The organism is Methylobacterium nigriterrae, from assembly GCF_037106235.1.
GTDB lineage: Bacteria > Pseudomonadota > Alphaproteobacteria > Rhizobiales > Beijerinckiaceae > Methylobacterium > Methylobacterium nigriterrae.
In genome coordinates this window covers 107,389-134,158 of sequence record NZ_JBAWTG010000002.1, presented here as the reverse complement: position 1 = coordinate 134,158, position 26,770 = coordinate 107,389, and the positions used below count along the sequence as shown (strand labels likewise).

Annotated in this window: 28 protein-coding genes; 16 read left to right on the top strand and 12 right to left on the bottom strand. The window is 72.5% G+C overall.

From position 1 onward, the window contains the following. Positions 1-9: 9 nt before the first annotated feature. Positions 10-399, bottom strand: coding sequence for a hypothetical protein (locus WDW90_RS02250; RefSeq protein WP_336485631.1), 390 nt, complete (start codon positions 397-399; stop codon positions 10-12). A 404-nt stretch (positions 400-803) separates the two neighbouring features. Here WDW90_RS02250 and WDW90_RS02245 point away from each other — a divergent pair, with 404 nt between their 5' ends. Beyond that, the gene (locus WDW90_RS02245; protein WP_109896418.1) at positions 804-1,013 is read left to right on the top strand and encodes a cold-shock protein; all 210 of its coding nucleotides are present in this window, start codon (positions 804-806) and stop codon (positions 1,011-1,013) included. Positions 1,014-1,202: 189 nt separating this feature from the next. After that, entirely contained in the window at positions 1,203-1,439 is a 237-nt protein-coding gene (locus WDW90_RS02240; RefSeq protein WP_336485630.1) for an AsnC family transcriptional regulator, read from the top strand. 79 nt (positions 1,440-1,518) lie between these two features. On the opposite strand, the gene WDW90_RS02235 is transcribed toward WDW90_RS02240, so the two are convergent. Then, positions 1,519-2,340 carry an inositol monophosphatase family protein gene (locus tag WDW90_RS02235; RefSeq protein WP_336485629.1) on the bottom strand — a complete coding sequence of 274 codons (822 nt, stop codon included), beginning with the start codon at positions 2,338-2,340 and terminating at the stop codon, positions 1,519-1,521. Between the two features lie 365 nt (positions 2,341-2,705). On the opposite strand from WDW90_RS02235, the gene WDW90_RS02230 reads away from it, so the two are divergent. Then, a complete protein-coding gene (locus WDW90_RS02230; protein ID WP_431310953.1) occupies positions 2,706-3,197 on the top strand; it encodes a DUF6101 family protein in 492 nt (163 codons plus the stop codon). A 6-nt stretch (positions 3,198-3,203) separates the two neighbouring features. Here the strand turns inward: WDW90_RS02230 and ubiA are convergent, their stop codons facing one another. Then, positions 3,204-4,154 carry a 4-hydroxybenzoate octaprenyltransferase gene (gene ubiA / locus WDW90_RS02225; protein ID WP_336485628.1) on the bottom strand — a complete coding sequence of 317 codons (951 nt, stop codon included), beginning with the start codon at positions 4,152-4,154 and terminating at the stop codon, positions 3,204-3,206. Positions 4,155-4,402: 248 nt separating this feature from the next. Continuing rightward, on the bottom strand, positions 4,403-4,870 hold the full coding sequence (locus tag WDW90_RS02220; protein ID WP_431310952.1) for a hypothetical protein: 468 nt from the start codon (positions 4,868-4,870) through the stop codon (positions 4,403-4,405). 283 nt (positions 4,871-5,153) lie between these two features. Between WDW90_RS02220 and WDW90_RS02215 the strand changes: the two genes are divergently transcribed. The 6 genes from WDW90_RS02215 to WDW90_RS02190 all read left to right on the top strand — a co-directional run bounded on the left by WDW90_RS02215 (position 5,154) and on the right by WDW90_RS02190 (position 9,705). Beyond that, the gene (locus WDW90_RS02215; protein WP_336485627.1) at positions 5,154-5,906 is read left to right on the top strand and encodes a 16S rRNA (uracil(1498)-N(3))-methyltransferase; all 753 of its coding nucleotides are present in this window, start codon (positions 5,154-5,156) and stop codon (positions 5,904-5,906) included. Positions 5,907-6,114: 208 nt separating this feature from the next. Then, entirely contained in the window at positions 6,115-7,482 is a 1,368-nt protein-coding gene (locus tag WDW90_RS02210) for a glutamate--cysteine ligase (protein WP_336485626.1), read from the top strand. 116 nt (positions 7,483-7,598) lie between these two features. Beyond that, positions 7,599-8,036 carry a hypothetical protein gene (locus WDW90_RS02205; protein WP_336485625.1) on the top strand — a complete coding sequence of 146 codons (438 nt, stop codon included), beginning with the start codon at positions 7,599-7,601 and terminating at the stop codon, positions 8,034-8,036. A gap of 202 nt (positions 8,037-8,238) precedes the next feature. Further along, the gene (locus WDW90_RS02200; RefSeq protein ID WP_336485624.1) at positions 8,239-8,664 is read left to right on the top strand and encodes a hypothetical protein; all 426 of its coding nucleotides are present in this window, start codon (positions 8,239-8,241) and stop codon (positions 8,662-8,664) included. 92 nt (positions 8,665-8,756) lie between these two features. Beyond that, a complete protein-coding gene (locus WDW90_RS02195) occupies positions 8,757-9,023 on the top strand; it encodes a sulfurtransferase TusA family protein (RefSeq protein ID WP_336485623.1) in 267 nt (88 codons plus the stop codon). 109 nt (positions 9,024-9,132) lie between these two features. Then, positions 9,133-9,705: an NUDIX domain-containing protein gene (locus tag WDW90_RS02190; RefSeq protein WP_336485622.1), complete on the top strand. Its 573-nt coding sequence runs from the start codon at positions 9,133-9,135 to the stop codon at positions 9,703-9,705. 186 nt (positions 9,706-9,891) lie between these two features. Here the strand turns inward: WDW90_RS02190 and WDW90_RS02185 are convergent, their stop codons facing one another. Further along, the gene (locus tag WDW90_RS02185; protein WP_336485621.1) at positions 9,892-10,638 is read right to left on the bottom strand and encodes a WecB/TagA/CpsF family glycosyltransferase; all 747 of its coding nucleotides are present in this window, start codon (positions 10,636-10,638) and stop codon (positions 9,892-9,894) included. A 71-nt stretch (positions 10,639-10,709) separates the two neighbouring features. On the opposite strand from WDW90_RS02185, the gene WDW90_RS02180 reads away from it, so the two are divergent. After that, entirely contained in the window at positions 10,710-11,501 is a 792-nt protein-coding gene (locus WDW90_RS02180) for a polysaccharide deacetylase family protein (protein WP_336485620.1), read from the top strand. Between the two features lie 10 nt (positions 11,502-11,511). Here WDW90_RS02180 and WDW90_RS02175 read toward each other — a convergent pair whose 3' ends face one another. The 3 genes from WDW90_RS02175 to WDW90_RS02165 form a co-directional block, all read right to left on the bottom strand. After that, positions 11,512-12,987 (bottom strand): GumC family protein, encoded by a 1,476-nt coding sequence (locus tag WDW90_RS02175; RefSeq protein ID WP_336485619.1) that lies wholly within the window; start codon positions 12,985-12,987, stop codon positions 11,512-11,514. 349 nt (positions 12,988-13,336) lie between these two features. Continuing rightward, entirely contained in the window at positions 13,337-14,410 is a 1,074-nt protein-coding gene (locus WDW90_RS02170) for a glycosyltransferase (RefSeq protein ID WP_336485618.1), read from the bottom strand. Beyond that, positions 14,407-16,452 carry a glycosyltransferase gene (locus WDW90_RS02165; RefSeq protein WP_336485617.1) on the bottom strand — a complete coding sequence of 682 codons (2,046 nt, stop codon included), beginning with the start codon at positions 16,450-16,452 and terminating at the stop codon, positions 14,407-14,409. Before WDW90_RS02165 ends, WDW90_RS02170 begins: the two co-directional genes overlap by 4 nt. A gap of 184 nt (positions 16,453-16,636) precedes the next feature. Here WDW90_RS02165 and moaB point away from each other — a divergent pair, with 184 nt between their 5' ends. Further along, complete coding sequence (gene moaB, locus WDW90_RS02160) at positions 16,637-17,194, top strand: molybdenum cofactor biosynthesis protein B (protein ID WP_336485616.1); 558 nt, start codon at positions 16,637-16,639, stop codon at positions 17,192-17,194. A gap of 124 nt (positions 17,195-17,318) precedes the next feature. On the opposite strand, the gene WDW90_RS02155 is transcribed toward moaB, so the two are convergent. Next, positions 17,319-17,840 carry a hypothetical protein gene (locus WDW90_RS02155; protein ID WP_336485615.1) on the bottom strand — a complete coding sequence of 174 codons (522 nt, stop codon included), beginning with the start codon at positions 17,838-17,840 and terminating at the stop codon, positions 17,319-17,321. A gap of 180 nt (positions 17,841-18,020) precedes the next feature. Here WDW90_RS02155 and WDW90_RS02150 point away from each other — a divergent pair, with 180 nt between their 5' ends. Further along, positions 18,021-19,136, top strand: coding sequence for a PA0069 family radical SAM protein (locus WDW90_RS02150; RefSeq protein WP_336485614.1), 1,116 nt, complete (start codon positions 18,021-18,023; stop codon positions 19,134-19,136). A 5-nt stretch (positions 19,137-19,141) separates the two neighbouring features. Here WDW90_RS02150 and rnhB read toward each other — a convergent pair whose 3' ends face one another. From rnhB to WDW90_RS02135, 3 genes are all read right to left on the bottom strand, one after another. Then, on the bottom strand, positions 19,142-19,738 hold the full coding sequence (gene rnhB / locus WDW90_RS02145; protein WP_336485613.1) for a ribonuclease HII: 597 nt from the start codon (positions 19,736-19,738) through the stop codon (positions 19,142-19,144). Positions 19,739-19,822: 84 nt separating this feature from the next. Further along, a complete protein-coding gene (locus tag WDW90_RS02140; RefSeq protein ID WP_336485612.1) occupies positions 19,823-20,887 on the bottom strand; it encodes a glycosyltransferase family 4 protein in 1,065 nt (354 codons plus the stop codon). 97 nt (positions 20,888-20,984) lie between these two features. Beyond that, complete coding sequence (locus tag WDW90_RS02135) at positions 20,985-21,764, bottom strand: UDP-2,3-diacylglucosamine diphosphatase (protein ID WP_431310956.1); 780 nt, start codon at positions 21,762-21,764, stop codon at positions 20,985-20,987. 710 nt (positions 21,765-22,474) lie between these two features. Between WDW90_RS02135 and WDW90_RS02130 the strand changes: the two genes are divergently transcribed. The 4 genes from WDW90_RS02130 (at position 22,475) to fchA (ending at position 26,640) form a co-directional block, all read left to right on the top strand. Continuing rightward, on the top strand, positions 22,475-23,683 hold the full coding sequence (locus WDW90_RS02130) for an aminotransferase class V-fold PLP-dependent enzyme (protein ID WP_336485610.1): 1,209 nt from the start codon (positions 22,475-22,477) through the stop codon (positions 23,681-23,683). Between the two features lie 118 nt (positions 23,684-23,801). After that, on the top strand, positions 23,802-24,746 hold the full coding sequence (locus tag WDW90_RS02125; RefSeq protein WP_336485609.1) for a D-2-hydroxyacid dehydrogenase: 945 nt from the start codon (positions 23,802-23,804) through the stop codon (positions 24,744-24,746). A 218-nt stretch (positions 24,747-24,964) separates the two neighbouring features. Next, positions 24,965-25,825: an NADP-dependent methylenetetrahydromethanopterin/methylenetetrahydrofolate dehydrogenase gene (locus tag WDW90_RS02120; RefSeq protein WP_336485608.1), complete on the top strand. Its 861-nt coding sequence runs from the start codon at positions 24,965-24,967 to the stop codon at positions 25,823-25,825. A 188-nt stretch (positions 25,826-26,013) separates the two neighbouring features. Beyond that, complete coding sequence (gene fchA, locus WDW90_RS02115) at positions 26,014-26,640, top strand: methenyltetrahydrofolate cyclohydrolase (RefSeq protein ID WP_336485607.1); 627 nt, start codon at positions 26,014-26,016, stop codon at positions 26,638-26,640. Positions 26,641-26,770 lie beyond the last annotated feature (130 nt).

The window sequence follows — 26,770 nt, the reverse complement described above, 5'->3', positions numbered from 1 at the left end:
GCCCCGGGCTCAGTGGCCTCCGTGCGAGGTCCGCACGTCGCGCGGGGCGTTGAGGATCTCGGAGAGGCTCGTCGCGACGTGGCGGGCCTCCTCGTCCGTCAGGCGAAGCTGGAAGGGCGGCAGGGCGCCGGCTTGCAGGGCGACCACCGCCTGTCCCTGCTCGTCGGTGCCGACCTCGATCGCCGAGGAGGTCACGTCGAGCATCGCGATGTCCTCCTCGCCGAGATCCTCCGGCATGTCCGCCTCGTCCGGATCGTCGATGGCGGTGAGGAGCTGGCCCACGGCGCGCACCAGGGCGCGGGCGGCGCGGGCGTCCATCACGACGGCGGTCGCCTGATCGTCCTTCTGGAACGAGAGCTGGATGTTCGCGCCTTCGAGGGAAACCGAAATACCCGCCATGGATCGCCTAACTGCCCGGAACCGAACTTGTATATGGACCGTAGGCGGGGAAAATCACAGGGCGGGCCCTCGCGTTCCCACATGCGGCCCCACATCGTGCGGGGCGCGGTGCAGGACGCGCCAGCCGTCGGAGCGGCGCCGGGCCCAGGGCTTGGCCGGGAGGGCCGCCGAGGGATCCGGCCGAGCGATCCGGCCGAGCGACCGGCCAAGAGATTGGGCCCCACGCCTTGTTGCGGCCGCATGAAGTGCCTAAATAGGGCTTCGGGGGGCCACGTTGGTTGAGACGGACGCTCAATGGTCCTGCGTCTCACGCCCCGCCGATCCGTCGCATTACGGAAGAGGTCATGATGCTCGCGTCGAGCAGACGAGAGCTATTGGCCAATGGACGATACGAGGTTCTATTCGTGAATACCGGCACTGTTAAGTGGTTCAACGAGACCAAGGGTTACGGCTTCATCCAGCCGGATGACGGCGGCAAGGATGTGTTCGTTCACATCTCCGCTGTCGAGCGCGCTGGGATGCGCAACCTCGTCGAGGGCCAGAAGATCTCCTACGAGATCCTGACCGACAAGCGCAGCGGCAAGGACGCGGCCGGCAACCTTCAGGCGGCCTGATGCCCGCGGCGCCAGCCCGATCGGGCTGGCGTCCGCCCGACCGGCCGTCGCGCACGGCCCCGCCTTCCGACGCCGCTCCCCTCGGGGACGCCGCGCCGGCGGGAAAACGCCAGACCAAGAACCAGAAACGAAGCAGGACTTCGCCTCCGGGCGGGTATCCTGTGCGAGAGAAAGACAAGAAGAAAAGACATGTTGTTCGAGTACACCCGGCGCCGCGGCGCCCGCTCGCCCGTCACCGACGCGGCGACCTTCAAGGTGGACCGCCTGAACCAGGCCGCGACGCGAGGCAAGCCGACCGTCGACCTGAGCCACCTCATCGACCTGTCCTACAATTACCACTCCCCGCGCGAGCTGCGCTGGCACCTCGCCGACCGCCTCGGGATCAAGCCCGGCGCCGTCGACCTGCGGGAAGCAGGACGCGCCTGACGCCTCGGCGTCGGCACCTCACGATCCCGGGCCCCGCACCCGCGGCCCGGGGCGACCGGTCGGGAGGCTCGACCGGGCCTCACGCCATCGCCGCGACCACCGCGTCGCGCAGGCGTGCGGGCACCGCCACCAGCTCTCCGTGGATCGGCTCGGGACGGTTGTAGACCGTCGGCCGGCCGTCGAGGCCGCAGACCATGCCCCCCGCTTCCCGCAGGATGAGGTCGGCGGCCGCCAGGTCCCAGTCCCGCGCATCCGTCGAGACGAGGCCGACATCGATCGAGCCCTCGGCGACGCGCGCCACGCGCAGGGCCAGCGACGGCACCCGGTCGACCCGCACGAAGGCGGGATCGACCCCCTCCCGGGCGAGCCCGCGCGTCAGCCGGTCGATCATCGGCTTCGGCCCCGTCACCCGCGCTTCCGCAAGGCCGGCGCGGGCGGAGGCCGCGATCGGCTGGCCGTTGCGGGTGGCGCCGCCGCCGGAGACCGCCTCGTAGAAATGTTCCCCCGCGGGCGCGTGCACGAAGCCGACCAGCGGTTCCCCGGCCGACAGCAGCGCCACCGCGATCGACCAGTCCGGATGCCCCGACAGGAAGGCGCGGGTGCCGTCGATCGGGTCGACGATCCAGACGAGGTCGTGGCCGAGCCGGACCGGGTCGTCCCGGGTCTCCTCCGACAGCCACGCGGCCTCCGGCACGATCTCGCTCAGCCGCACCTTCAGGAAGGCGTCGACCGCGACGTCGGCCTCCGTCACCGGCGACCCCCCGGATTTCGACCAGATCCGCGCCCGCGTCTGCGCACCCGTCCGGAAATACGGCAGGGCGAGCGAGGCCGCCTCGCGGATGGTCTCGCGAAGGGCAGGCAGGAGCGCCTGCGCGGCCTCGGGGGACATCGTGTCGGACATGGGGCTCCGGTCGGACATGGGGCTCCGGTCTTCGTGGGTCTTGGGACCGCCCGCGGCGGTCCAGGGTACAAGCGGGCTTGGGGCGATTCGTTGCGGGACGCCCGATCGCGGCGGCGACGCGGACCCGATGCACCGGTTGAGCTTAGGCCGCGCCCCGATTCGTCACAAGGACGAGGCCGCAGAGTTGCATACGGCCGTGTTGTCGCAATCCCGGCAAGGAAGCGTTGAGCATTCCGCCGACAAACCCGCCATCCACGTTCGCTTAACGCTCGCTCTTAAGGTGGATGGAGGGGGTTAGACGCGATTTTGCTTGGCATAACGGCAGGCCGGACAGCGGTCGCCACTTGCAACAGGGCGTCGGGCAGATGAACACTTATCAGACCATGAACGCGCATGTTCCCGCCGACATCCTGGCGCAGGGCTTCACGCCCGTCGCCTCGCCGCTGCCCGTGATCGGGCCGCAGGGCTACGCGGCCAAGGCCGCCGGCATCGCGCTGGCCTTCGCCAACGAGGCCGCCGAATCCTGCGGCGAGGATCGCTTCGCCCTCATCCTCGTCGATGCCGACGGGGAGGCGCTCTCCCGCCTCGGCCCCTTCGCCGAGGAGGACGTGGTGGCGGTCTGGCGCGACCTCGCCGCCCGGACCGGCCTGCCCCGCATGATCGTGCGCGAGGACGGCGTGCTGAGCCTCGTCTCCCGGCAGCTCGGCCGGGTCGCGCTCGGCACCACGCGCACCCGCCGCCGCCACGGCCTGCTGGGAGACCGCCGCCCGCGCTTCCTCGTGCGCCGCAAGACCGGCCGCCTGCCGGTGCGGCCGCAGATCCACCGGGGCGAGAAGGAGATCATCGCCCGCTCCTGAGGCGCCTCAGCCGGTCCACCCTTGCCGGACCGCGTCGGCGGCTAGCGCCAGGAACAGGATCAGGCCGGCATCCCGGTTCGAGCGGAACAGCGCGAGGGCGCCCCGCCCGTCTCGCTCGCGCAGCCGCAGGACCTGGCGCCCGAGATGGGCGGCGAACAGCCCGACGCCGAGCGCACCGACGAGCCCGGCGCCCGCGCCCCGCGCCGCCAGGGCCACGAACAGCACGGCGAGCCCGTAGCACACCGCCACCGCGAGGCGCAGGCGGCTCCCGAACAGCCGCGCCGAGGAGCGGATCCCCGCGATCTCGTCGTCCTCGATGTCCTGCACCGCGTAGATCGTGTCGTAGCCGACGACCCAGGCGATGGCGCCCGCGTAGAGCAGCAGGGCCGGCGGATCGAGCCGGCCGAACGCGCCGGCCCACCCCATCAGCGCGCCCCACGCGAAGGCGAGGCCGAGCACGGCCTGCGGCAGCGGCATCACCCGCTTCATGAACGGGTAGATCGCCACCGGAAGGAGCGAGGCCATGCCGACGAGGATCGCGGTGCCGTTGAACTGCAGGAGCACCGCGAGGCCGATGAGGGCCTGGACGACCAGGAAGGCGGCGGCGGCCCTCGGGCTCACCTGCCCCGAGGGGAGGGGGCGCGAGCGGGTGCGCTCCACCTGCGCGTCGAGGTCGCGGTCGGCGATGTCGTTGTAGGTCGAGCCGGCCCCCCGCATGGCGACCGCGCCGACCAGGAACAGCGCGAGGTGCCAGGGGTTCGGGTAGGGCGCCCCAGCCCGGATCGCCGCGAGCGCGGCCGACCACCAGCAGGGCAGGAGCAGGAGCCACCAGCCGATCGGCCGGTCGATGCGGGCGAGCCGCAGGTAGGGACGGAGCCGGCGCGGCGCCAGCCGGTCGACCCAATGCCCCGCCACCGCATCGGCGACGCGGCCCTGCTCCCCGTTGCCCCCGCTCATGCGCCGGACCGGGATGTCGGGTTCTGCGGCGGACGCTTCGCGCTCATGGCAGGTTCGGGCAATCTCGCATCGTCGTCAGGCGTGCGCCGCATCCGATCCGCCACGACCGTCCCCCGTCCGCGACGCGACCCCTCCGCCGAACGGCAGAGATGTCCCGCGCGCGATCACGACGTGCCGGGGCGCCGCCGGGAACCGTACATCCGCGATCGCGGAGCGATCGGCCCGAGGGGGCCGGCAAGCCCGTGCGCTTACAGCGCGCCCTGCGGCACCTTGAAGGATCCCTGCAGGCCGGGGCCGCCGAGGAGACCGCCGCCGCCGCCGTTCTGGGCCTGGGCACGGGCCTGGGCCTCCATCTTCGTTGCCTGGGCGGCGACCGCGCAGACCTTCGTGCGGATGCCAATCACCCGCGTGTGGTCGGCCTTGAACCCTTCCGCGAAGGAATCGGGGATCGAGCACCATTCCTTGTTGGCAGCGATCCATTTCAGGCCGTCGGCGCCGTTGCTCTGGAGCTTGCCGAACAGGGCGCAGGCCTCCTGCGGGGTCATCTTCTTCTTGGTGGTCGAGGCCGAGTTGGCCTTGGCCACGAGGTCCTTGCGGGCCTGGAGGGTCTTCTGGATCTCGCCGCACTCCGCCGACTGGGCGAGGGCCGAGGCGCCGAACAGGAGGGCGCCCGCGAGCGCGCCGGCCATCACCGTCGCGATGGATTTGGTGAGCATTGCCTCGTTTCCTCTCTCGCCTGGCGCTGGGTCCGGATCCGCTCGTCCGCAGGGCGCGGGTGCCGGCCGGTGCCGCGGGGCGCCGATCCCGTGATGCTGGTGCCCGGTTCTGCATAGGAATGTGGCGTCATTCGAGCCGCAAACCGGAGGCCGGGGTCCGGCGTGGGCAAAGTTCAGAAAAGAATCCGCCGTAACGTTTTTGCAACGATCGCGTCCGCGCCCGCGCGACGCCCGCCGCGATGCCCGCGTTGACAGGCCCCGCCGCCCACGCGACGAGGGCCGGATGGCCGCCTACGACTTCACCGCGCCACGCCTCTTCGTGGAGGACGCGCTCGCCGCCGGCACCCGCCTCCCCCTCGACCGGGCGCAGGCGAACTATCTGCTCAACGTGCTGCGGCGGAAGCCCGAGGACCCGGTCCTGCTCTTCAACGGCCGCGACGGCGAGTGGCGCGCCCGTCTCGACCCGACGGGGCGCAAGAGCGCCGACCTCGTCGTGGCCGAGCGCACCCGGCCGCAGGGCGGGCGCGCCGACCTTCATTACCTGTTCGCCCCCCTGAAGAGCGCGCGGCTCGACTATCTCGCCCAGAAGGCCGTCGAGATGGGGGCCGGCTCGATCCGGCCCGTCATCACCCGCTACACGCAAGGGGAGCGCATCAATCTCGAGCGGCTGCGCGCCAATGCCGTCGAGGCCGCCGAGCAATGCGGCATCCTGGCGATCCCCGACCTGCTGCAGCCGGTCCGCCTGCCGGCCGCCCTGGCGGAGCTCGAACCGAGGCGCCTCCTCGTCTTCTGCGACGAGGACGCGCCGGTCAGCGATCCGGTCGCGGCGCTCCGCGGCGCGGCCGATCCGGGGGCGCCGCCGCCGCTCGCCGTTCTGGTCGGGCCCGAGGGCGGATTCGCGCCCGAGGAGCGGGCCATGCTCGCCGAGCGCCCGAACACCGTGGCGCTCTCCCTCGGCCCCCGCATCCTGCGGGCCGACACGGCGGCGGTCGCGGCGCTGGCCCTCGTCCAGGCCGTGCTGGGGGATGCCCGCTGAGGCCGCGTGCGCCCGCGCACATCGAAGCGGCGCCGGAACCGGTGAGACGCGCACAGTTCAGTGACGCGCAAGCCGGGCCCGCCCGCAGCGCGTTGTCCGGCCTTGCAGGCTGGATTAAGAGCACGACATCCCGCTCGAAGGGGCTCACCCGTACCAAGGTGGTCGCCGCCTCGGCTTCCGCAAACGACCTTCGCAGACGAGGCAGCGCATGGCGCGCGATACGTCCGACACGACCCCGCTGACCACGCGCGCCGAGTTGATCGCGTGGTTCGCCGCGGGCGAGAAGCCGCGCGACAGCTTCGCGATCGGCACCGAGCACGAGAAGATCCCGTTCTACCGCGAGACCCGCGAGCCCGTACCCTACGCGGGCGAGCGCGGCATCCGGGCGCTGCTCGAAGGGCTCGCCCGCGAGACGGGCTGGGAGCCGATCGTCGATTCCGGCAACATCATCGGGCTGGCGGGCCGGGAGGGCGGCGCCATCTCGATCGAGCCCGGCGGACAGTTCGAATTGTCGGGCGCGCCGCTGCCCGACGTGCACGCCACGGTGCGCGAGCTGAGCGAGCACCTGGCCGCCACCGCCCGCGCCGCCGACCCGCTCGGCATCGGCTTCCTGGACCTCGGCATGAGCCCGAAATGGACGCGGGAGGAGACCCCCGTCATGCCGAAGAGCCGCTACCGCATCATGGCGGGCTACATGCCGAAGGTCGGAACGCTCGGCCTCGACATGATGCTGCGCACCGCCACCGTGCAGGTGAATGTCGACTTCTGCTCGGAGGCCGACATGGCGCGCAAGATGCGCGCCTCGCTCGCCCTGCAGCCCGTCGCCACCGCGCTCTTCGCCAACTCGCCCTTCACGGACGGGCGGCCGAACGGGTTCCTGTCCCGCCGCTCGGAGATCTGGCGCGACACCGATGCCGACCGCACCGGCATGCTGCCGCGGGCCTTCGAGCCGGGCTTCGGCTACGAGGCCTATGTCGACTGGCTGCTCGACATGCCGATGTACTTCGTCAAGCGCGGCGACACCTATCACGACGTCTCGGGCGCGTCCTTCCGCGACCTGATGGCGGGCCGGCTGCCCGCGCTCCCGGGCGAGTTCGCCACGGTCTCGGACTGGGCGAACCATGTCTCGACCGCCTTCCCGGAGGTGCGGCTCAAGCGCTTCCTCGAGATGCGGGGCTCCGATGTCGGCGACCCCGCGATGATCGCGGCCCAGGCCGCCTTCTGGACGGGGCTTCTCTACGACGGAACCGCGCTCGACGCGGCCCTCGACCTCGCGAAGGGCTGGGGCGCGGCCGAGCGCGAGGCCGTCCGGGCGACCGTGCCGCGGCTCGGGCTCGCGACGCCCGTCGCCGGCCGCAGCATCGGCGCGGTGGCGGCCGAGGCGCTCTCCATCGCCCGGGCGGGCCTGCAGGCGCGCGCGCGCCGCGACGCGTGCGGGCGCGACGAGACGATCCACCTGCAGCCGCTCGAGGCGATCGTGGCGGCCGGCCGCTCCCGGGCCGAGGACAGGCTCGCCGATTACGAGGGGCCCTGGCGGCATTCCGTCGAGCCGGCCTTCAGCGACTGCGTGTTCTGACCCTTCGACGGAGCGGGCGAATCCTGCGAGCCTCGCGGGCATTCGGGACGGCGCGGGACGCCGGCCCGGCGACCGGCCGCCCCGGACCCCAGGGCGTTTCGCAGGAGCTTCCATCGATGTCGCGCGTCACGAGCCTCGCCTTCGCGGCCCTCGCCAGCCTCGGCCTCGCGGCCCCCTCCCTCGGCTCGGCCGGGGTGGCGCCGCTCCCGGCCCTGAACGCCGCCCAGATCGGCGGCCCGAAGGCCCATGTCGACCAGGTCCGCTGGCGCGGCGGCTACGGCTACGGCGGCTACGGCTATCGCGGTTACGGCTACCGGCGGGGCTGGGGCGGCGTCGCCGGCGGCGTGGCGGCGGGCGCGGCCCTCGGCCTGATCGGCGGCGGCATCGCGGCGGCCGCGGCGGCGCCGGGCTATTACGGCGGCTATTCCGGCGCGGGCTACGGCTACGCCGCCCCGGCTTACGGTTACGGCTACGGCAATGCGGGCTACGGCTACGCCTATCCCTCCTACAGCTACCCCTCCTACGGCTACTCGGGCTACGGCTGCGGCTGCTGAGCGTCTCCGCTCGGGCGCTTGGATGCCCGCCGCCCCGCTCGGCGGCGGGAGCGGCTCGGCCGCGATCCCGCTCCGGACCGCGCCGGCACCGCGCACGAGTGCGTGAACACACGCCGGCGGAGGAGCGGCGTCCGTCTCGCGCGGAACGGAAACACGGCTGCGCCGTTCCTAGGGCACGAAACCCATCACGGAGATCGCACGCATGTCGCGCATCCTTTCCCTGGCGTTGGCCGGCACCACGGCCCTCGGCCTCTCCGCCGGTTCCTTCACGGCCGCGGATGCCGCGCCGCTCCCGGCCCTGAACTCCGCCCAGGTCGGCGGCCCGAAAGCCAATGTCGATCAGGTCCGCTGGCGCGGCGGCTACGGCTACGGCGGCTATCGGGGCTACGGCTATCGCGGCTACGGCTATCGCCGCAATGTCGGCGGTGCGCTCGCGGCCGGTGCCGCCCTCGGCCTGATCGGCGGCGCCATCGCGGCGAGCGCCGCCCCGCGCTACGGCTACTACGACGGCTATTACGGGGGCGGCTACGGCTACCCGGCTTACGGCTACGGCAATGTGGGCTACGGCTACAGCTACCCGGCCTACGGCTACGGCTACGGCTATCCCGCCTCCGGCTGGGGCTACTGAGGCCCGGCCCCGAGACGCGATGGCGCCTGACAGGCGCCGTCCCCTTCGGCTAGAACCCCGTCGACGGCGCGTGCCGTCGGCGGGGTTTTCGCGTGGGCCAGGACGACGGGCGAGAGGGTGCGGCGGCCTCCGACATCGGCGAGCTCGACCTGCGCGGCCTGAAATGCCCGCTTCCGGTGCTGCGCACCCGCAAGGCGCTGCGCGGGCTGCCCGCCGGCGCCGGCCTCGTTGTGACCTGCACCGACCCGATGTCGGCCATCGACATCCCGAACCTCGTGCGGCAGGAGGGCGACTGCGTCGAGGTGGTGGAGCGGGACGGGGACGCGATCCGCTTCAGGATCCGGCGCGCGGCGCCCTGACGCGAAAGTGATGGGCCGCCTCATTCATGCGCCATCTCGCCGCTAGAGCCGCGAGAGGGCGGTCCCCGGACCGCGCGGAATCGTCAGAGACCTCCGGCGGAGACTTGCCATGGCCCCCATCATCCGCGGCACCCGCACGGTGCATGACGGCTGGAGCCGCTTCCTCGTCGCCGAGGTGACGATGCCGGACGGCACCCGCCTGAAGCGCGAGGTCGAGGACCATGGCCGGGCGGTCGCGGTGCTGCCCTACGACGCCGAGCGCCGGATCGCGGTCCTGATCTCGCAGTTCCGGGCACCCCCCTTCTACGCGGACGGGACGGAGGAGATCCTGGAGGTGCCGGCCGGCCTCCTCGACGAGGCCGAGCCCGAGGACGGCGCCCGGCGCGAGGTCTACGAGGAGACGGGCGTGCAACTCGCCGCCCTCGAGCCGGTCGCGCGCGGCTGGAGCATGCCGGGCATCTCCACCGAGCAGATGGACCTGTACCTCGCGGCCTTCTCGGCGGCCGACCATTCCGGCCCCGGCGGCGGCCTCGCGGACGAGCACGAGGCGATCACGGTCCACGAGGTGCCGCTCGACCGGCTGGCCGAGATGAGCGACCGCGGCGCGCTCACCGACGTCAAGACCCTGCTCCTCACCTTCGCGCTGCGCCTGCGCCACCCCCATCTGTTCGCGCCCGAATGATCGGACCGGGCCTGTGCCCGCGCGGATATTCGTCGGCCGGCAGGCGCGTTACTGGACGGCGAGCGTAATGTTGCGCACGCAACATTCTGACTACGATGCGCCGTGCAGGATTTCCGCAAGGTTTCTCGCGGATCATCTTCGCCGATGAGTCGGGATCGACAGTTCGGAGCGCAGGCCAGCCGCCGCCTACCCGGCGGGATGGTCGCGCTCGTTCGCCATGATCCTGACGAAGCGCCAGGAGCGGACGAAGTAGCGGTGGAACAGGCGCTGCGGCGCGTGCAGGAAGCGGAACAGCCATTCGAGGCCAGCGTGCTGCATCAACCGGGGCGCCCGCGGCGCGAGCCCGGCCGCCACGTTCAGCGCCTCGCCGACCGCCAAAACCACGGGCGCGCCGAGAGCCTCGCCCTGCCGGTCGACCCAGATCTCGGATTTCGGCGCCCCGACGCCCATCACCAGCAGCGTCGTCCCGTGGCGGCGCACCCGCTCGGCGAGCGCGTGCCCGTAGGCCGCGTCCCGTTCGAAGCCGAAGGGCGGCACCGCGATGGCGACGTCCCCGGGCGCGAGGCCGGCGCCGACGAGGCGGGTCCGCATCCGCTCGCCCACGAGCAGGCTCGCGCAGACGAGGAACACCCGCGTTCCCGGCGCCCGGGATGCGGCGAGCGCGCAGGCCAGGAGGTCGTGCCCGGTGACGCGCTGCGCGCCGTAGCGACCGGTCAGCCGGGCGAGCCAGACGAGCGGCATGCCGTCGAGCGTCCGCGCGGCCGCCCCCGCATAGGCCTTCCGGAAGGCGGCGTTCTCGGACAGGGCCACGATGTGATCCACGTTCGCCGTCACGACGAGGCGGGGCCTCGGGCCGGGACGCGCCGCGGCCGTGGCGAGAACCTCGGCCGCGTCGCCCGTGGTGAAGGCGATTCCGAACAGGCTCAGGCTCATGCCGGGGGACTCGCGAGGGTGAGGACGGGACTCGAAGCGGGACGAGCGGCCATGCGGCCATCGGCGCCGCGATGCTGAGCCGCGCGCCGCTGCCCGCCGTGGAGCAGGGCTGGTCGGACGGGCTCGACCGCAAGCTGTGGCGCTTCCTGGCTCGCCGGGCGCCGGCGCGGCGCGTGGCCCTGGCCGGGCCGTGCGCGGTGGCGAGCCTGACCTTCGACGACGTGCCGGACTCGGCCGCGACCGTCGGCGCACCGCTCCTCGAGCGGCGGGGCGTGGCCGGCACGTTCTACGTCGCCGCGGAATGGTGCGGGCGCCGGGACCGGCACTGGCGCGTCGCCGGGCGCTCCGAGATCCGTGCCGTCGCGCGCGCCGGCCACGAGATCGGGTGCCACACCGCGCGCCACGTCAACGTGCAGTCCCTGGGCCTGCCCGAACTCGCCCGCGAGTGCGACCGCAGCCGCGACCTCCTGATCGAGATCTGCGGTCAGGATCCGCGGCATTTCTGCTATCCGTTCGGCGATCTCGGGCTCTCGCAGAAGCGCTATCTCGCGGGCCGCTTCGCAACCTGCCGCTCGATCTACGAGAGCCCGAATCTCGGCCGGATCGACCCGGCGCTCCTCGGGGCGGTCGGCCTGTTCGACGCCGGGTACGACCGGGAGCGCCTCGCCGTCCTCGTCCGCCGCACCGTGGAGGCGCGGGGATGGCTGATCCTCTACACCCACGACGTCGCCGCCGAGCCGACGCCGATCGGGGCCTCGCCCCGCATCCTCGACGAGGCCCTGACCCTGCTCGCCGATCACGGCGTGCCGGTCCTCACCATGTCCGACGCGGCGCGCCATCACGGCCTGCTCCCCCGGGACTGATCCGCCGGCCTCACGCATCGGCGGCCCGGAAGCTGCGCGTGCCCTCGAACGGGGTGCGGGCGGAGCGGCGGCGTTCGCGGTCGGCCCCGAGCAGGAGCGCGATGCCGGCGCCGAGCGCCAGCCCCAGGACCAGGGCCACGGGCAGCACGACCTTGGGCGAGGGGGGCCATGTGCGCAGGCGTGCGGGCGTGGCCGGCGAGATGACGCGCACGTTGGTGCTGTTCAGCCGCTCCTGCTCGCTCGCCTCGCGGGAGCGCCGCAGGAAGGCCTCGTAGACGCCGCGGCGGGATTCCACCGCCCGCTCCAACTCGCGCAGGCCCACATTGGCGCGGTCGCTCGCGGCGGTCTCGGCCTTGGCCCGGTCGAGGCTCTTGCGGATGGCGGCCTCGCTCGCCGCGGCCCGGTCGAAATCCTTCTGCGTGGTCTCGATGATGCGCTCCTTCTCGCGCTGGATCAGACGCTGGAGGTCGCGCTGCTGGGCGTATTGCTCGGCCATGGCCGGGTGGCGCTCGCCGAGCCGGGTCGCGAGCTCGGCGGTGTTGCGCGAGAGCGTCGCGTATTGCTGGCGCAGCGCCTGCATCTCGAGGGATTGCAGCATCTCGGGCAGCGCCGTGCTGCCGTCCCCGGCCTTCATCTTCTTGGCCTGGTCGAGGCGCGAGCGCGCCTCGGCGGTCTTGATCGAGGCGGTGACGAGCTGCTGGTTCAGGTCGCCGAGCTGCTGGTCGGTCAGGAGGCGACCGCTCGCCGCGACGAGGCGGTTGTCCTCCCGATACTGGACGACCCGGCTCTCCGCCTCCTCGACGCCCTGCCGGAGGGCGTTCAGGCGGCCCGTGAGCGCGTCGGAGGCGCGCCGCGCCGCCTCCGTGCGGGCCGCGGCCTCCTCGGCGAAGTAGGCGTCGCCGATGGCGTTGGCGATGCGCGCCGCCTTCTCGGGATCGCGCGACTGCACGCCGACATCGATCACGAAGGTGCGCTCGGCGCGCCGGACGCTCAGCTTGAGGCGCAGGGTGTCGAGGGCGATGTTGACGGGGTCGCGGCTCCCAGGCGGCGGCGTCATGCCGAGCGCCCGCTTCAGCCCGACGACAAGGGAGTTGTCGGAATCGGGCTTCATGAACTCGTCGTCCCGATCGAGCCCGAGCTTCCGAACCACCCGGCGCAGAACGTTGTCGGCCTGGATCACCCGCACCTGGCTCTCGACGATGGAGACGCCGCTGTCGGCCTGCGGCGTGCGCGCGTTGACGTCGTTCTCCACGACGCGCAGATCGGACGGATCGATCAGGATCTGGATGTTGGAGGTGTAGCTCGGCGTCAGCAGACCCATCCCCGCCACGGCCACCGCCAGCATGAACAGGCCGCCGAGAAGGATGAAGCTGCCGCCGCTCCACAGGCGGCGCAGGATGGTGCGCGGGTCGGGCTGCCGCGCGCGCGTCTGCGGCAGGACCACCTCAACCGGCTCGCCGCGGATCGGCGTCGCGAAGTCGAACATCTGTCTTGTCCCTCGACCTGTCCGACGCCGGGACGATCCGGCCGCGGCGTGGTCCCGTCTCCACCGTCCTGAAACCGGCCCGTGCCGGATTGGCACAGGCCTCGACAGGGCGGTGACGGTCCGTCAACCAGTCGCAACCGCTATGCCTGGCAGATTGAGCATGTCAGCCGGCGTCTGACTTCCGTATTGACTGACGATATCGGCTGGTTTCCAGAGAAAAAACGAGCTTTTGATCGACGATATACTATTTATGATGGAATATATTCATGAATGCTATTTGTGATATTGTACCGCAGGGCGCGAATAGTCCGGCTCGCTGCGCGCGATGCGCCGCGGTTCCGAGCTGCGCTCAGGGCGGCGGGACCGTGCCTGCGGCCGCGTAGGCGCTCGGTCCGGCCGCGAGGAAGTGCCGGAAACGCTCCGCATCCCCGGCGGCGAGCGCGTTCCAGCGCGCGACGTTTCTCCGGGCCGCCCGGGCCGCGGCGTCGAGGGTTCCGGTCCCGAGCCAGTCGATCAGCCGCGCGGCGGAGCCCTGCGGATCCTCGGGGCGGATGAAGAGACCGGAGCCGCCGAGCACTTCCGAGAAGACGGCGCCCTCGGGCGCGATCACCGGCAGGCCGCCGTGCTGCACCTCGAGGAGCGGCAGCCCGAGCCCCTCCGCCTTCGAGGTCGAGACGAGGGCGTGGCAGCTCTCGGCCAGCCGGCGCAGGGCCGCATCGTCCACGTAGCCGTGGAGCGTCAGGAAAGGCGGCGGGGCGTCGAGGAACGCGTGCCGGCCCCAGCCGACGCGTCCGACGATGTGCAGTTCGGCCGCCACGCCCGCGGCGTTGAGGGCGGCGGCGAGCGCGAGCGCCGCCGGGTAGTCCTTGCGCGGTTCGATCGTCCCGATGGCGAGGAGCCGCAGGGGCTCGCCCGCCCGGTAAGGCGCGGGGCCGGCCGAGCCGGACAGCCCGAATACGTCCGCGACCGACGGCCGGAGCAGCGCCACGAGGGCGTCCGGGGCGCAGACGGCGCGCAGGGCCTCGCCGGTGGTGTGGGAGTTCACGAGGAAGCGGCGGCCGTAGCGCATCGCCAGCCGGAAGCTCGGCGCCATGTAGAGGCGGCTCTTCCAGCTCAGGTCGCGCGGGCGCGTGATCAGGAACGTGTCGTGGACGTAGAGGATGCAGCGGGTCCCGATGAGCGCGCAGAGGGGGCCGGGCGGAAAGCCCGGGAAGAGATAGAGGCCGGAGCGGTCGGCCATGCCCCGCAGCGGCAGCCCGACCTGCTGGGCGAGGATCATCCGGGCCAGGCTCGGGCTCCGCACGAGGCGGACCGGGTGCGGGCTCAGCCGCTCCGGCGCGAACAGATCCCGGGCGACGCGCTCGATCCCCGTGACGTGGCCGCGCAGATGGGTCTGGTCGATCGTGACGCGGCGCGGGCTCATCGGGCCATTCCAAGAGCCCGGATACCCTGCCGCAACCGGGCCGAGACGGAGAGGGCGCGCCGGATCCAGTAGGGCATGGATCGACCGAACAGCGCCTGCTTGGCGCGGCGCAGGCGGCGCACGAGGGCGTGCGAGGGCGCCGGCACCGTGGCGCCGGCGCCCGGATGCCGCTCGGCCGCGAAGGCGAAGCGGCCGAGCATCGCGGGCGGGAAGCGCAGGCGTTCCCCGGAGGCGGGCAGCAGGCCCTCGTCCCGCAGCACCTCGTCGAGCCGCATCGCCGCAGAGGCGTGGCTGAAGCGGCCCTCCAGGGCGATGCGCGCGAAGGCGCCGAGCCGCTCTCGCTCGGCCGCGTCGGCGACGAGCCCTTCGAGCGCCTCGGCGAGCGCGCCCGGCTCCGGGGGCACGAGGCGGCCGCTCACGCCGTCGATCACCGCGCTGGTCAGCCCCGTCGCCGCGTAGGCGAGGGTCGGCGTGCCGCATAGGCCCGCCTCGACTGGGGTCTGCCCCAGGGTCTCGACGCGGCTTGCCGTGACATGGAGATCGCAGGCGCCGTACCAGGCGGCGAGGCTCGCCTCCTCGGCGACGGGGCCCGGCGCGAACAGGTTCGGCAGGCCGAGCGCGCCCGGGTCGTCGAGGCGGCCGATCGCCACGAAGCCGACGCCCGGCCGCGCGACACGGTGCAGCGCCGCGACGAGGTCCGGGAAGCCCTTGTCGGGCGCGTCGACGATCACGGCCGAGAAGACGATCAGGCAATCGTCCTCGGGCAGCCCGAGGCCGCGACGCAGCGACCGGCGGTCGGCGGGGCGGAACACCCCCGTCGGGAAGGCCAGGGTGATCTCGGCGATGCCGGCGCCGGGGGGCGCGTAGTCCCGCGCCCGCGCCGCGGTCCAGGCGGAATTGGCGAGGAGGAGGGGCGCGCGCGGGGCGTCGAGGATCCGGCGCTTGGCCGCGTGCACGCTCGCGATCCGGCCTCGGCGAAGCTCCGGGTACTGGTCCGGCGTCGGGCAGGCGGCGTCGCAGCCGGCAGCGATGCGGGTGCAGTCCTTCGGGTAGGCGCAGCGCCCGGTCAGCGGGAAGAGATCGTGCAGCACCGCCGCGACCGGCAGCCGGGCCGCGAGGCGCCCCAGGACGTCGAGGCTGCGGGTCGCCCCGTGCAGGTTGCCCGCGAGGACGAGGTCGTGGCCGCCGCCGAGGATCGCCGCCTCGGCCCGCGGAAAGCGGTCGGTCCACTCGGCGGAAGCGGGCGGCGACTCGTCGGCGAGCGCGCGGTGCGTCAGCCGATGCCCGGCCAGGGCGAGCGCCTCGGCGAGCCGGCGCTGCGCGATGCCGGCGCCGCCCTGATATCCCGAGCCCGTCAGCGAGACGATGGACAGGCCGGGCTCGCGCGGCAGGTCCGCCTCCGGCCGGCGCTGGAGCAGAACCGGCCGGCCGATCCGCGCCAGGGGAGCGCCGGCGTGGGAAAGGCGCAGCCACGCCGCGCTCGCGGATTCGGCGGGCGCCGGATCCGCACCCGCAGCGGCGAGCGCGCGGCGCGCGAACAGGACCTCGCCGCCCGTGAAGGGGATGCCGGCCCCGGTCTCCTCGCCCGCAAGGGAGGGCACGTCGAGGCCGGCCACGGTCCGGTCGAACAGGACGCGCAGGCCCGCCACCGCCGCCGCACCCGTCAGCGCCGCTTCGAGGCACAGCGCCGTCAGCGCGCCCGGCGCCAGCAGGTCGCCGGAACGCAGGAACAGGACGTGGTCGGTCGCGGGGTCGGCCAGCGCGGCGCCGATGGCCGCCTCGGCCGCTGCGGCCGGCACCACCTCGTGCCGGACCGGCGCGTAATCCTGCGCGAGCACGGACGCGATGGTGTCCGGCAGGTCCGGATTGTCCGCGCGCGCGAAGGTCAAGACCCGCACCCGCGGCCACGGGCGCCCATCCGGCAGCGCCTCGGGCCGGGCGGGCCCGTCGCGCCGGCCCGGCCAGTCCGCGACGCCGTGCGGCGGAACGGGCCGGGCGGGCGGCGCGCCGTCTTCCGGGAACTCGTCGGGCGGGCGCGTCAAGGCTGGGGCGGGACCGGGGGGCGAGATCGGGGGCGATGTCGCCTGAATCCTGCACGCGAGATGTGAAGAAGCCCTTCAGGTCTCGACACCGGCTCGCGCCCGATTATCTCGGGCGGCAGTCTCCCGTTGCGGGCGACCGGCCCGGAGCGGGCCGGATTCCCGCCCGAGACCCGCCGAGGACCCCATGCCCGCCCCCGACACCGCCCGCAGCTTCATCCCGCTCTCGATCGCCGTGCTGACAGTCTCGGACACGCGGCGGCCGGAGGACGACCGCTCGGGGGACACGCTCGCGCAGCGCCTCACGGAAGCCGGACACCGCCTCGCCGCCCGCGCCATCGTGCCGGACGAGGTCGCTTCCATCCGGGGCCAGGTCGAGGCGTGGACGCGCGATCCGGGCATCGACGTCGTGATCACCACGGGCGGCACCGGCTTCACCGGGCGCGACGTGACGCCGGAGGCCCTGGAGCCCCTGTTCGAGAAGCGCATGGACGGCTTCTCGGCGGTGTTCCACCGCCTCTCCTACGACAAGATCGGCACCTCGACGCTGCAGTCGCGCGCCACCGCCGGGGTTGCCGGGGCCACCTACATCTTCGTGCTGCCGGGCTCGCCCGGCGCCTGCCGGGACGCCTGGGACGGGATCCTCGCCCAGCAGCTCGACTACCGGCACCGGCCCTGCAACTTCGTCGAGATCATGCCCCGCCTCGACGAGCACCTGCGCCGGGGCGCATCTTCGAGCGCCTGATCGCCGGCCCGGCCGGTCGGACCGGGCCCGTGCCGCCCCGCGAGCGGATGGGAAACCCCTGGCGTTTCGGAGAACGACCGCCTGCCGCGAGGCGTGAGCCGCCGAGCCCGCACGGGCGCGCGGCTCAGGCGCGCTCCAGCCGGGCGATCAGCTGGCGGGGCTTCAGGCGCGGCGAGAAGGTCGGGCCGGCGACGAGCCGGTCGCGCCGCACGAGGTCGCCGGCCCGGGCCGCGCGCACGCCGATCACGCTCTCTCCGCGCGTGGCGATGCGGTGGGGCAGGCCCGCGTGGGGCCGGCGCAGGCGCGCCAGGGCGACGTCCGGCCGGGCCGTGTTCACGAACCGGTCGAGGGTGCGGATCCAGCCCTCGGCCGGCACGTCGCCGGCCTCGAGGCACAGAACCCAGTCGCGCCGCGCGGCCCTGGCGCCGGCGACCCAGGGGCTGCCGCCCCGCGGCCGCAGGACGAGGGTCGCGCCGGTCGCCTCCGCCACGGTCTCGACCGCCTCGTTGGCGCCGACGACGACGATGATCGCGTCGCCGACCAGCCCGGCCGCCACGCCGGTGACGAGCGCACTCAGGGTGTCGGCGAGGCGGTCGATCGCATCCGGGTCGGCCGGTCGCGCCACGTAGGTCAGAGCGGAGATCATGCGCGCCCATAGACCATTTTCGTGCGCTCGCGACAGCCCGTCGCGCCGCTTCCTCCTGTCCGCCGCCGCGCCGCCCCGCCGAGCGGTGCGGTGCCTGAAATTGAGGCGCTGACGAGGGGATCTGTTCCTGATATGTTCTGGTCCGCGTGTTCGTTGGCTCGTTCGGAGGGGGGATTCGGCATGCCCAGACCGGTTGCCGCCGGCTTTCCCGAATCGCTGCCCCGCCGGCTTGCCACGACGACGACCGACCCGCAGGCGCGGCGCGGGCGCGGCGCCACGGCCAATCCCGACGGGCGCTTCGAGGCGACGCGGCGGGAGGCCTTCGACGACGGCTGGGGCGCGGCGGAGGCGCTTCCGGCGCGCACCGCGGTGACGCCCGAGCGGGCGCGGCGCATCATCACGCGCAACACCTCGCCCGACATCCCGTTCGACCGCTTGATCAACCCCTATCGCGGCTGCGAGCACGGCTGCATCTACTGCTTCGCCCGGCCGAACCACGCCTATCTCGGCCTCTCGCCCGGCCTCGATTTCGAGACGCGGCTCTTCACCAAGCCCGACGCGGCGCGTCTCCTCACGCGCGAGCTCTCGGCCCCGGGCTACGCGCCCCGCACCATCGCGCTCGGCACCGCCACGGACCCCTACCAGCCGATCGAGCGCGAGCACCGCCTGACGCGGAGTCTCCTCGAGGTTCTGGCGCGCTTCCGCCACCCGGTCGGGATCGTCACGAAGTCGAACCTCGTCACGCGCGACCTCGACATCCTGGCCGCGATGGCGGCCGACGGGCTCGTCAAGGTCGCGGTCTCCGTCACCACCCTCGACCCCGTCCTCGCCCGCCGGATGGAGCCGCGGGCGCCGCACCCGCGCAAGCGCCTCGAGGCGATCCGGGCGCTCAGCGCCGCCGGCATCCCCGTCATGGTGATCGTGGCGCCGGTGATCCCCGCCCTGAACGACCACGAGATCGAGGCGATCCTGGCGGAGGCCCGCGCCTGCGGGGCGGGGGAGGCGAACCACGTGCTCCTGCGCCTGCCGCACGAGCTCGACGCGCTCGTCTCGGACTGGTTCGCCGAGCATTACCCGGGGCGCCGGGAGCACGCCTTCGCGCTCGTCCGCCAGGCCCGCGGCGGCCGCGCCTACGACGCGGCCTTCGGGCGCCGCATGGTGGGGCAGGGCGCCTACGCCGAGCTGATCGTGCAGCGCATGCGCCTCGCCAAGGCGCGGCTCGGCTTCGCGCGCGAGCGCGTGACGCTGAACGCCGGCGCCTTCGCGGTGCCGGGGGCGCAGCTCGCCCTGTTCTGAACGGGTCACGCGAAGGCGCGCGTGAAGGTCCGGCGGTGATGCGGGCTCAAGCCCCGCCGGGTCAGGCCGGCGCGGTGGGCGGCGGTGCCGTATCCGACGTTGCGCTCCCAGGCATAGTCCGGGTGGCGGCGGGCGAGTGCCCGCATCAGGTCGTCGCGCAGCGTCTTGGCGACGATCGAGGCGGCGGCGATCTGCGGCACGGCCCGGTCGCCCCCGACCACGGCCCGGCAGGCCTGGCTCAGGCCCGGGACGAGGTCGCGCCCGTCGACCAGCACCGGCGCGTCGAGCCCGAGCTTCAGGACGGCGCGCCGCATGGCGTCGAGAGTGGCGCCCCGCACGTTGAGCCGGTCGACGAGGGCGCGCGAACCCGCCGCCACGGCGACGCGGGCATGGACGCGGATCAGCGGCGCCAGCGCCTCGCGCAGGGGCCGCGCCAGGCGCTTGCTGTCGTCGAGGCGGGCCAGCAGGTCGGCCGGCAGGGCGGCGGGGTCGAACCACACCGCGGCCACCATCACGGGTCCGCACAGGGCGCCGCGGCCGACCTCGTCGCAGCCGATCACGGCGGGATAGCTCGCGGCGCGTGCCGGGTCGAAGGGGGGCATGGGAGATCGGGGCGGGATACGGGACCGGGGCCGCACCCTTCGCAGCTTCCGCGGCCCGCGTCACGGGTGCCCTCGCGCGCCTCCTCAGCCGAGTTCGACGGCGCCGCTCCCACGCGCGCGGGCGCAGCGGCGCGGCGACGGCCCGCGCGCGTGGGCCGCCTCGATATTGGCGTAGAACTGGCGCGCGCTCTCGGCCCAGGTGTGGCGCAGCGCCTCCTCCCGGCAGCGCGCCCGGGGGATCCCGAGCGCCGCGAGCGCCGCCGCGCGCAGGTCGGGATCGAGCACGCCCGCCCCCGTCCCCGCGATCACGTCGAGGGGCCCGGTGACCGGAAAGGCCGCCACCGGCAGGCCGCAGGCCAGAGCCTCGAGCAGCACGATGCCGAACGTGTCGGTGAGGCTCGGGAACACGAAGGCGTCGGCCGCCGCGTAGAGGCGGGCGAGGGCGGCCCCGGTCTGCGTGCCGAGGAAGCGCGCGGCCGGCGCCAGTGCCTCCAGGCGGGCCCGGTCCGGCCCGTCGCCGACGATCACCTTGGTGCCCGGCAGGTCGAGGCCGAGGAAGGCCGCGACGTTCTTCTCCACGGCGAGCCGCCCGACGAACAGGAAGATCGGCCGGGGCAGCCCGTCGAGCGCGTCCGAGGCTTGCGGCCGGAACAGCTCGGTGTCGACGCCGCGGGTCCAGCGCATCAGGTTGGTGAAGCCGCGGCCGGCGAGATCGCGCTCCAGCGAGGGCGTCGACACCATGGTGCCGCTCGCCGCCCCGTGGAAGCGGCGCAGCCAGGCGTAGCTCCAGGATTCCGGCACGGGGGCGCGGGCGGCGAGGTATTCGGGGAAGCGGGTGTGGTAGCTCGTGGTGAAGGGCCGCCCCCGCGACAGGCAGTACCGGCGCGTGGCGTAGCCCACCGTCCCCTCGGTGGCGATATGCACGTAGGTCGGGTCGAGGCGGCCCCAGCTGTCCGCGATCCTGCGCTTCGTCGCGAGCGAGAGCCGGATCTCCGGGTAGCCCGGCAGGGGTACCGAGCGGAAATCCTGGTGGGTCAGGAAGACGGGGTCGAAGCCGAGGCCGCGCCCCGCCGCCGCCATGTGCTCCAGCGAGCGCACCACGCCGTTCACCTGCGGAGCCCAGGCATCGGTGGCGATGAGGAGCCTCATGGGACGAGCCGCCCGCATGACTGGCCGCCGGCCGTGGCCGGACGGCCCGAGGCGCGGGTCCGGGTGGGATGGACGCGCGGGCGCCCGACGGGCGGGATCATGCGACGGCCCGGCGTCCGGCCGGCTCCGGCTCGGCTGCCTGGACGGCAGCCGCCAGCGCCGCCTCGCGGGCGCGCAGCACGCTCGGGTAGTGCAGCACCTCCATGGTGCCGTCGTAATGCTCGACGATCGCCGTGCAGGATTCCACCCAGTCGCCCGTGTTGAGGTAGCGCAGCCCATCGATCTCGCGGCTGGCCGCGTGGTGGATGTGGCCGCAGATGACGCCGTCGGCGCCGACGCGGCGCGCCTCGGCGGCCAGGAATTCCTCGAACTTGCCGATGAAGTTGACGGCGTTCTTCACCTTCAGCTTGGCCCAGGCCGAGAGCGACCAGTAGGCGAGGCCGAGGCGGCGGCGCACGCGGTTGAGGCCCGTGTTCACGAAGAGCGCGAAGGTGTAGGCGCCGTCGCCCAGATAGGCGAGCCACTTGGCGTGGCGCACCACCATGTCGAACTGGTCCCCGTGGATCACGAGGTAGCGCCGTCCGTCCGCCGCCTCGTGAATGCGGCTCTCGGCGATCTCGACGCCCCCGAAGGTCGTGCCGATATAGTCGCGCAGGAACTCGTCGTGGTTGCCCGGCACGTAGATGATCGTCGAGCCCTTGCGGACCTTGCGCAGCAGGTTCTGGACGACGTCGTTGTGTGCCTGCGGCCAGTACCAGCCCGAGCGGAGCTGCCAGCCGTCGACGATGTCGCCGACGAGGTAGATCTCGTCCGCGTCGTAGTCCTTGAGGAAATTCAAGAGCAGACCGGCTTGGCAGCCCTTCGTGCCCAGATGCATGTCGGACAGGAAGAGCGTCCGGACGCGGGTCGCCTTCTCCGTGTCTTCGGCCACGAGCGTCTCCCGGCGGATTCGAGGCCCCGAGCCAAACCGGATTCCGGTATCAGTTTGATGACGCCGCCGGGGAAACCTTGCTGCACTGCCGAAGAGATTGAGCGGATGCGCAGCGGGACGTTGCATCGCACGATAATTTTTTTGACGAGCGGCCAAGTTTTTTGAGTTTTCCTTCCCTCGCCGAGGCAGTCATAATTGTGGCCAAGGAGACCGCCGGGCCGAGCCTGGCGCCGGAAACGGCCAACGGGATCGCCGACGACAGGAAGGAAGGTGTCCATGATACGTCGGAGCGCTTGCAAGCGCGCGCCGACCGACGCATTGAGGCTCTGGCTACTCGGAGGCGACCGGCATGCAACCATGCCGCGACCGCGAGCGGCACATGCCGCCCCGCCGCTCCGCACGGCACCATGATCTGACCTCGGGGGTGGACGACGTCGACGGAATGGAACGCGGCCCGGTGCAACCGGTCCGGCCTGTTCCGGGCGGCGGGATCCGCGAAGTACGGACCGTCCCGTCCGTGACCACCTTCGCACCCGAGCGGTCGAGGGGACCCCTCCCCCGACGATCGCGGCAACCACGAGCGACGGCGGCTCGCTGACTTCATCCTGGCGCCGGCATCGGTCCGGCCATCGAGTTTGGAAATCGGAGGAAACAACATGGCGGCAACGAGACGGCCGGGTCGTAACCATCTGTTCGTGCCGGGCCCGACGAACATCCCGGACCGCGTCCTGCGGGCCATGATGGTCCAGTCGGAGGATCACCGCTCGATCGACTTCCCCTCGCTGACGAAGCCCCTGTTCGAGGACACCAAGAAGGTGTTCGGCTCGACGGACGGCACCATCTTCCTGTTCCCCTCGAGCGGAACCGGCATCTGGGAATCGGCGCTCTGCAACACGCTCGCCCGCGGCGACAAGGTGCTGTCCTCGCGCTTCGGCCAGTTCAGCCATCTCTGGATCGACATGGCGCAGCGCCTCGGCCTCGACGTGATCGTGCAGGAGGAGGCCTGGGGCACGGGCGCGAACCCGCAGCGGATCGAGGAGGCCCTGCGGGCCGACAAGAACCATGAGATCAAGGCCGTCATGGTGGTCCACAACGAGACCGCCACGGGCGTGACGAGCGACATCGGCGCCGTCCGCAAGGCGATGGACGCGGCCGGCCACCCGGCGCTGCTCTTCGTGGACGGTGTGTCCTCCATCGGCTCGCTGCCCTTCAAGGCCGACGAGTGGAAGGTCGACGCGGCGATCGCGGGCTCCCAGAAGGGCCTGATGCTGCCGGCCGGCCTCGGCGTCGCCTGCATCAGCCCGAAGGGCCTGCAGGCCGCCGAGAGCCAGGCGGGCAAGAACGACCGCCTCGCCAAGGTCTATTTCGACTACGCCGACCAGCGGAAGGCGAACCCGACCGGCTACTTCCCCTACACGCCGCCGCTGCCGCTCCTCTACGGCCTGCGCGAGGCGCTGGCCTGCCTGTTCGAGGAGGGCCTCGAGAACGTCTACAACCGGCACGCGGTGCTCGGCGAGGCGACCCGCCAGGCCGTCGCGGCCTGGGGCCTCAAGACCTGCGCCAAGGAGCCCAAGTGGAACTCCGACACCGTCACGGCGATCGTCGTGCCGGAGGGCGTCGACGCCGCCAAGATCATCAAGCACGCCTATGTCCGCTACAACCTCGCGCTCGGCGCGGGCCTGTCGGAAGTGGCCGGCAAGGTGTTCCGCATCGGCCATGTCGGCGACCTGAACGAGCTGTCGCTGCTCGCCGCCATCGCCGGCGCCGAGATGTCGATGCTCGACAACGGCATCAAGGTGACCCCGGGCTCGGGCGTCGCCGCGGCCTCGAGCTACCTGCGCGAGAACCCCCTCTCGAAGGCCTAGTGGATAACCCGGACGGGGCCGGCCGACTCGGCCCCGTCCGCTCTAAGACACGGACCGATGAAGGCCCGCGGACGCCAGCGCCGGCCGCCCGGAAACCGGGTTCTGAAAGGGGTTCTCCATGACGCAGAACATCGTCTTCCTCGACCGCGAATCCCTCGATGCCAAGGTGCGCGAATTCAACTTCCCGCACGCATACACGGAGTACGAGTCGACCTGGACGCCCGAGGAGATCGTCGAGCGCCTGAAGGATGCCGAGATCGCCATCATCAACAAGGTGCCGATGCGGGCCGACACGCTGAAGCAGCTGCCCAAGCTGAAGCTGATCGCGGTGGCGGCGACCGGCACCGACGTCGTCGACAAGGCCCAGGCCAAGCAGCAGGGTGTCACGGTCGTCAACATCCGCAACTACGCCTTCAACACCGTGCCGGAGCACGTGGTCGGGCTGATGTTCGCGCTGCGCCGCGCCATCGTGCCCTACGCCAACTCGGTGCGCCGGGGCGATTGGGCGAAGTCGACCCAGTTCTGCTACTTCGACTACCCGATCCACGACATCGCGGGCTCGACGCTCGGCATCGTCGGCTACGGGGCGCTCGGCAAGTCGATCGCCAAGCGGGCCGAGGCGCTCGGCATGAAGGTGATCGCCTACGACGTCTTCCCGCAGGAGGGCCTCGTCGATTTCGAGACGATCCTGAGGGATTCGGACGTCATCACGCTGCACGTGCCGCTCACCCCCGACACCAAGAACATGATCGGGCGCGACGAGCTCGCGAAGATGAAGCGCAGCGCCATCCTGATCAACACGGCCCGCGGCGGCCTCGTGGACGAGGAGGCGCTGCTGGAGGCCCTCAAGAGCGGCACGATCGCCGGCGCGGGCTTCGACGTGGTGGCGCAGGAGCCGCCGAAGAACGGCAACATCCTGGCCGACGCCGACCTGCCGAACCTGATCGTGACCCCGCACGTGGCCTGGGCGAGCAAGCAGGCGATGCAGATCCTCGCCGACCAGCTCGTCGACAACATCGAGGCGTTCGTCGGGGGCAAGCCGCAGAACGTCGTCGAGGGCTGACGCGGGCCGTGGCGGCCGTCGGCGGCCGGGCCGCCACGGCCCGCCGCCTCGCCATCCCGGGGCGCCGCGGGTCGAGGTCCGGCCTGCGCCTCTCGCGCGTCCGAATTGCGGGCTGCCCCCGCGGCCCCGGGACGAGGATGCGGGAGGCGGACCGTCGGCCTCGGGATCGAGTTGGAAACGCTGAACCGCGCGAGGCCGCGCGGACGAAGGGACAAACAATGAAGAAGCTGCTTTTCCTGTTCGACACGGATGCGGTGCCGAGCGTGTTCGACACGGTGGTGGGCTACGACGGCGGCGCCGACCACATCACCGGCTACGGCGGCGTGACGCCGGAGAATGTCGGGGCGCTGGTCGACGGCACGATCTACACCCGCGGCGGGTCGGAGAAGAAGTCGACGGCGATCTTCGTGGGCGGCGGCAACATGGCGGCCGGCGAGGCGGTGCTGGCGGCGGTCAAGAAGCGCTTCTTCGGGCCCTTCCGGGTCTCGACCATGCTCGACTCGAACGGCTCGAACACCACGGCCGCCGCGGGCGTCGCCCTCGTCGCCAAGGCGGCCGGGTCGCTCGAAGGCAAGAAGGCCGTGATCCTGGCCGGCACCGGCCCGGTCGGCATGCGCTCGGCCGCGCTGCTCGCCAAGGAGGGCGCGCAGGTCACCGTCGCGGGCCGCTCGCTGGACAAGGCCCAGGCCTCCGCGGACGCCATCAACAAGCGCTTCGGCGTCAACGTCTCGGCCGCCGAGACCCCGGATGCGGGCTCGCGCGCCAGGATCGTGAAGGGCCAGAACATCGTGTTCTCGGCCGGCGCCATCGGCCTCGAACTCCTGCCCGAGGAGGCCTGGAGGGACGAGGCGAGCATCGAGTACCTCGCCGACTACAACGCCCAGCCGCCGCTCGGCTTCGGCGGCATCGACGCGATGGACAAGGGCAAGGAGCGCCACGGCAAGCGCGTCTTCGGCGCGCTCGGCATCGGCGGCCTCAAGCTCAAGCTCCACCGCGCCTGCGTCGGCCAGCTCTTCGACAATACCGAGCAGGTGCTCGACGCCGAGGCGATCTACGCGCTGGCCAAGAAGATGGCCTGAGGGCCGCAGCGCCACGAGCCTCTCCACCCCACCGGTCTCGGGCTTGCCCGGGACCGGACCGATCCGGGGGGAGGCGGGGTTGGCGCCGGAAGGACCTCGGCGGTGCCTCCTGCACCGCCCCGCCCCGACCCCTCCCTGCAAGGGGGAGGGCAGACCCGCGTCGATGACTTCAAATCCGGTGAGACGCCATGGCCCAGAACGAAACGATCGAAAAATTCCTCGACGGGCTGGCGAGCTCGGCCCCGACTCCGGGCGGCGGCGGGGCCGCCGCGATCTCGGGCGCGATGGGCGCCGCCCTCGTGTCGATGGTGTGCAACCTCACCATCGGCAAGAAGAAGTACGTCGAGGTCGAGGCCGACCTGAAGGAGGTGCTGGCCAAGTCCGAGGCCCTGCGCGCCACGCTCACCGGCATGATCGCCGACGACGTCGCGGCCTTCGACGCCGTGATGGGCGCCTACGGCCTGCCCAAGGACACCGACGCGCAGAAGGCGGCGCGCGCCGAGAGGATCCAGGCGGCGCTGAAAGAGGCGACCGACGTCCCGCTCGCCTGCTGCCGCGTCTGCCGCGAGGTGATCGACCTTGCCGGGATCGTGGCCGAGAAGGGCAACCTCAACGTCATCTCGGACGCGGGCGTCGCCGTTCTCTCGGCCTATGCGGGCCTGCGCAGCGCGGCGCTGAACGTCTACGTCAACGCCAAGGGCCTGAACGACCGCGCCTTCGCGGAGGAGCGCCTGAAGGAGCTCGAAGGGCTCGTCGGCGATGCCGGGGCGCTGAACGAGCGCATCTACGAGGTGGTCAAGGCCAAGCTGGTCTGAGGATCCCGGCCCGACGGGCCGGCTCAGCGCAGTCGAACTGAGCCGGCGCATCGTTCTCGCCTCCGGCCGAAGCGATCGGGGAGAACCGAGGACTGAAGACGAGAAGCATTCCGGCTGCCCTTCAAGGCAG

Excerpts from the sequence above, each read along its gene's own strand:
- WDW90_RS02250 (WP_336485631.1), bottom strand. The coding sequence starts at position 399 with ATGGCGGGTATTTCGGTTTCCCTCGAAGGCGCGAACATCCAGCTCTCG.
- WDW90_RS02240 (WP_336485630.1), top strand. The coding sequence starts at position 1,203 with ATGTTGTTCGAGTACACCCGGCGCCGCGGCGCCCGCTCGCCCGTCACC.
- WDW90_RS02235 (WP_336485629.1), bottom strand. The coding sequence starts at position 2,340 with ATGTCCGACACGATGTCCCCCGAGGCCGCGCAGGCGCTCCTGCCTGCC.
- WDW90_RS02230 (WP_431310953.1), top strand. The coding sequence starts at position 2,706 with ATGAACACTTATCAGACCATGAACGCGCATGTTCCCGCCGACATCCTG.
- ubiA (WP_336485628.1), bottom strand. The coding sequence starts at position 4,154 with ATGAGCGGGGGCAACGGGGAGCAGGGCCGCGTCGCCGATGCGGTGGCG.
- WDW90_RS02220 (WP_431310952.1), bottom strand. The coding sequence starts at position 4,870 with ATGCTCACCAAATCCATCGCGACGGTGATGGCCGGCGCGCTCGCGGGC.
- WDW90_RS02215 (WP_336485627.1), top strand. The coding sequence starts at position 5,154 with ATGGCCGCCTACGACTTCACCGCGCCACGCCTCTTCGTGGAGGACGCG.
- WDW90_RS02210 (WP_336485626.1), top strand. The coding sequence starts at position 6,115 with ATGGCGCGCGATACGTCCGACACGACCCCGCTGACCACGCGCGCCGAG.
- WDW90_RS02205 (WP_336485625.1), top strand. The coding sequence starts at position 7,599 with ATGTCGCGCGTCACGAGCCTCGCCTTCGCGGCCCTCGCCAGCCTCGGC.
- WDW90_RS02200 (WP_336485624.1), top strand. The coding sequence starts at position 8,239 with ATGTCGCGCATCCTTTCCCTGGCGTTGGCCGGCACCACGGCCCTCGGC.
- WDW90_RS02190 (WP_336485622.1), top strand. The coding sequence starts at position 9,133 with ATGGCCCCCATCATCCGCGGCACCCGCACGGTGCATGACGGCTGGAGC.
- WDW90_RS02185 (WP_336485621.1), bottom strand. The coding sequence starts at position 10,638 with ATGAGCCTGAGCCTGTTCGGAATCGCCTTCACCACGGGCGACGCGGCC.
- WDW90_RS02180 (WP_336485620.1), top strand. The coding sequence starts at position 10,710 with ATGCTGAGCCGCGCGCCGCTGCCCGCCGTGGAGCAGGGCTGGTCGGAC.
- WDW90_RS02175 (WP_336485619.1), bottom strand. The coding sequence starts at position 12,987 with ATGTTCGACTTCGCGACGCCGATCCGCGGCGAGCCGGTTGAGGTGGTC.
- WDW90_RS02170 (WP_336485618.1), bottom strand. The coding sequence starts at position 14,410 with ATGAGCCCGCGCCGCGTCACGATCGACCAGACCCATCTGCGCGGCCAC.
- moaB (WP_336485616.1), top strand. The coding sequence starts at position 16,637 with ATGCCCGCCCCCGACACCGCCCGCAGCTTCATCCCGCTCTCGATCGCC.
- WDW90_RS02155 (WP_336485615.1), bottom strand. The coding sequence starts at position 17,840 with ATGATCTCCGCTCTGACCTACGTGGCGCGACCGGCCGACCCGGATGCG.
- WDW90_RS02150 (WP_336485614.1), top strand. The coding sequence starts at position 18,021 with ATGCCCAGACCGGTTGCCGCCGGCTTTCCCGAATCGCTGCCCCGCCGG.
- rnhB (WP_336485613.1), bottom strand. The coding sequence starts at position 19,738 with ATGCCCCCCTTCGACCCGGCACGCGCCGCGAGCTATCCCGCCGTGATC.
- WDW90_RS02140 (WP_336485612.1), bottom strand. The coding sequence starts at position 20,887 with ATGAGGCTCCTCATCGCCACCGATGCCTGGGCTCCGCAGGTGAACGGC.
- WDW90_RS02135 (WP_431310956.1), bottom strand. The coding sequence starts at position 21,764 with ATGCATCTGGGCACGAAGGGCTGCCAAGCCGGTCTGCTCTTGAATTTC.
- WDW90_RS02130 (WP_336485610.1), top strand. The coding sequence starts at position 22,475 with ATGGCGGCAACGAGACGGCCGGGTCGTAACCATCTGTTCGTGCCGGGC.
- WDW90_RS02125 (WP_336485609.1), top strand. The coding sequence starts at position 23,802 with ATGACGCAGAACATCGTCTTCCTCGACCGCGAATCCCTCGATGCCAAG.
- WDW90_RS02120 (WP_336485608.1), top strand. The coding sequence starts at position 24,965 with ATGAAGAAGCTGCTTTTCCTGTTCGACACGGATGCGGTGCCGAGCGTG.
- fchA (WP_336485607.1), top strand. The coding sequence starts at position 26,014 with ATGGCCCAGAACGAAACGATCGAAAAATTCCTCGACGGGCTGGCGAGC.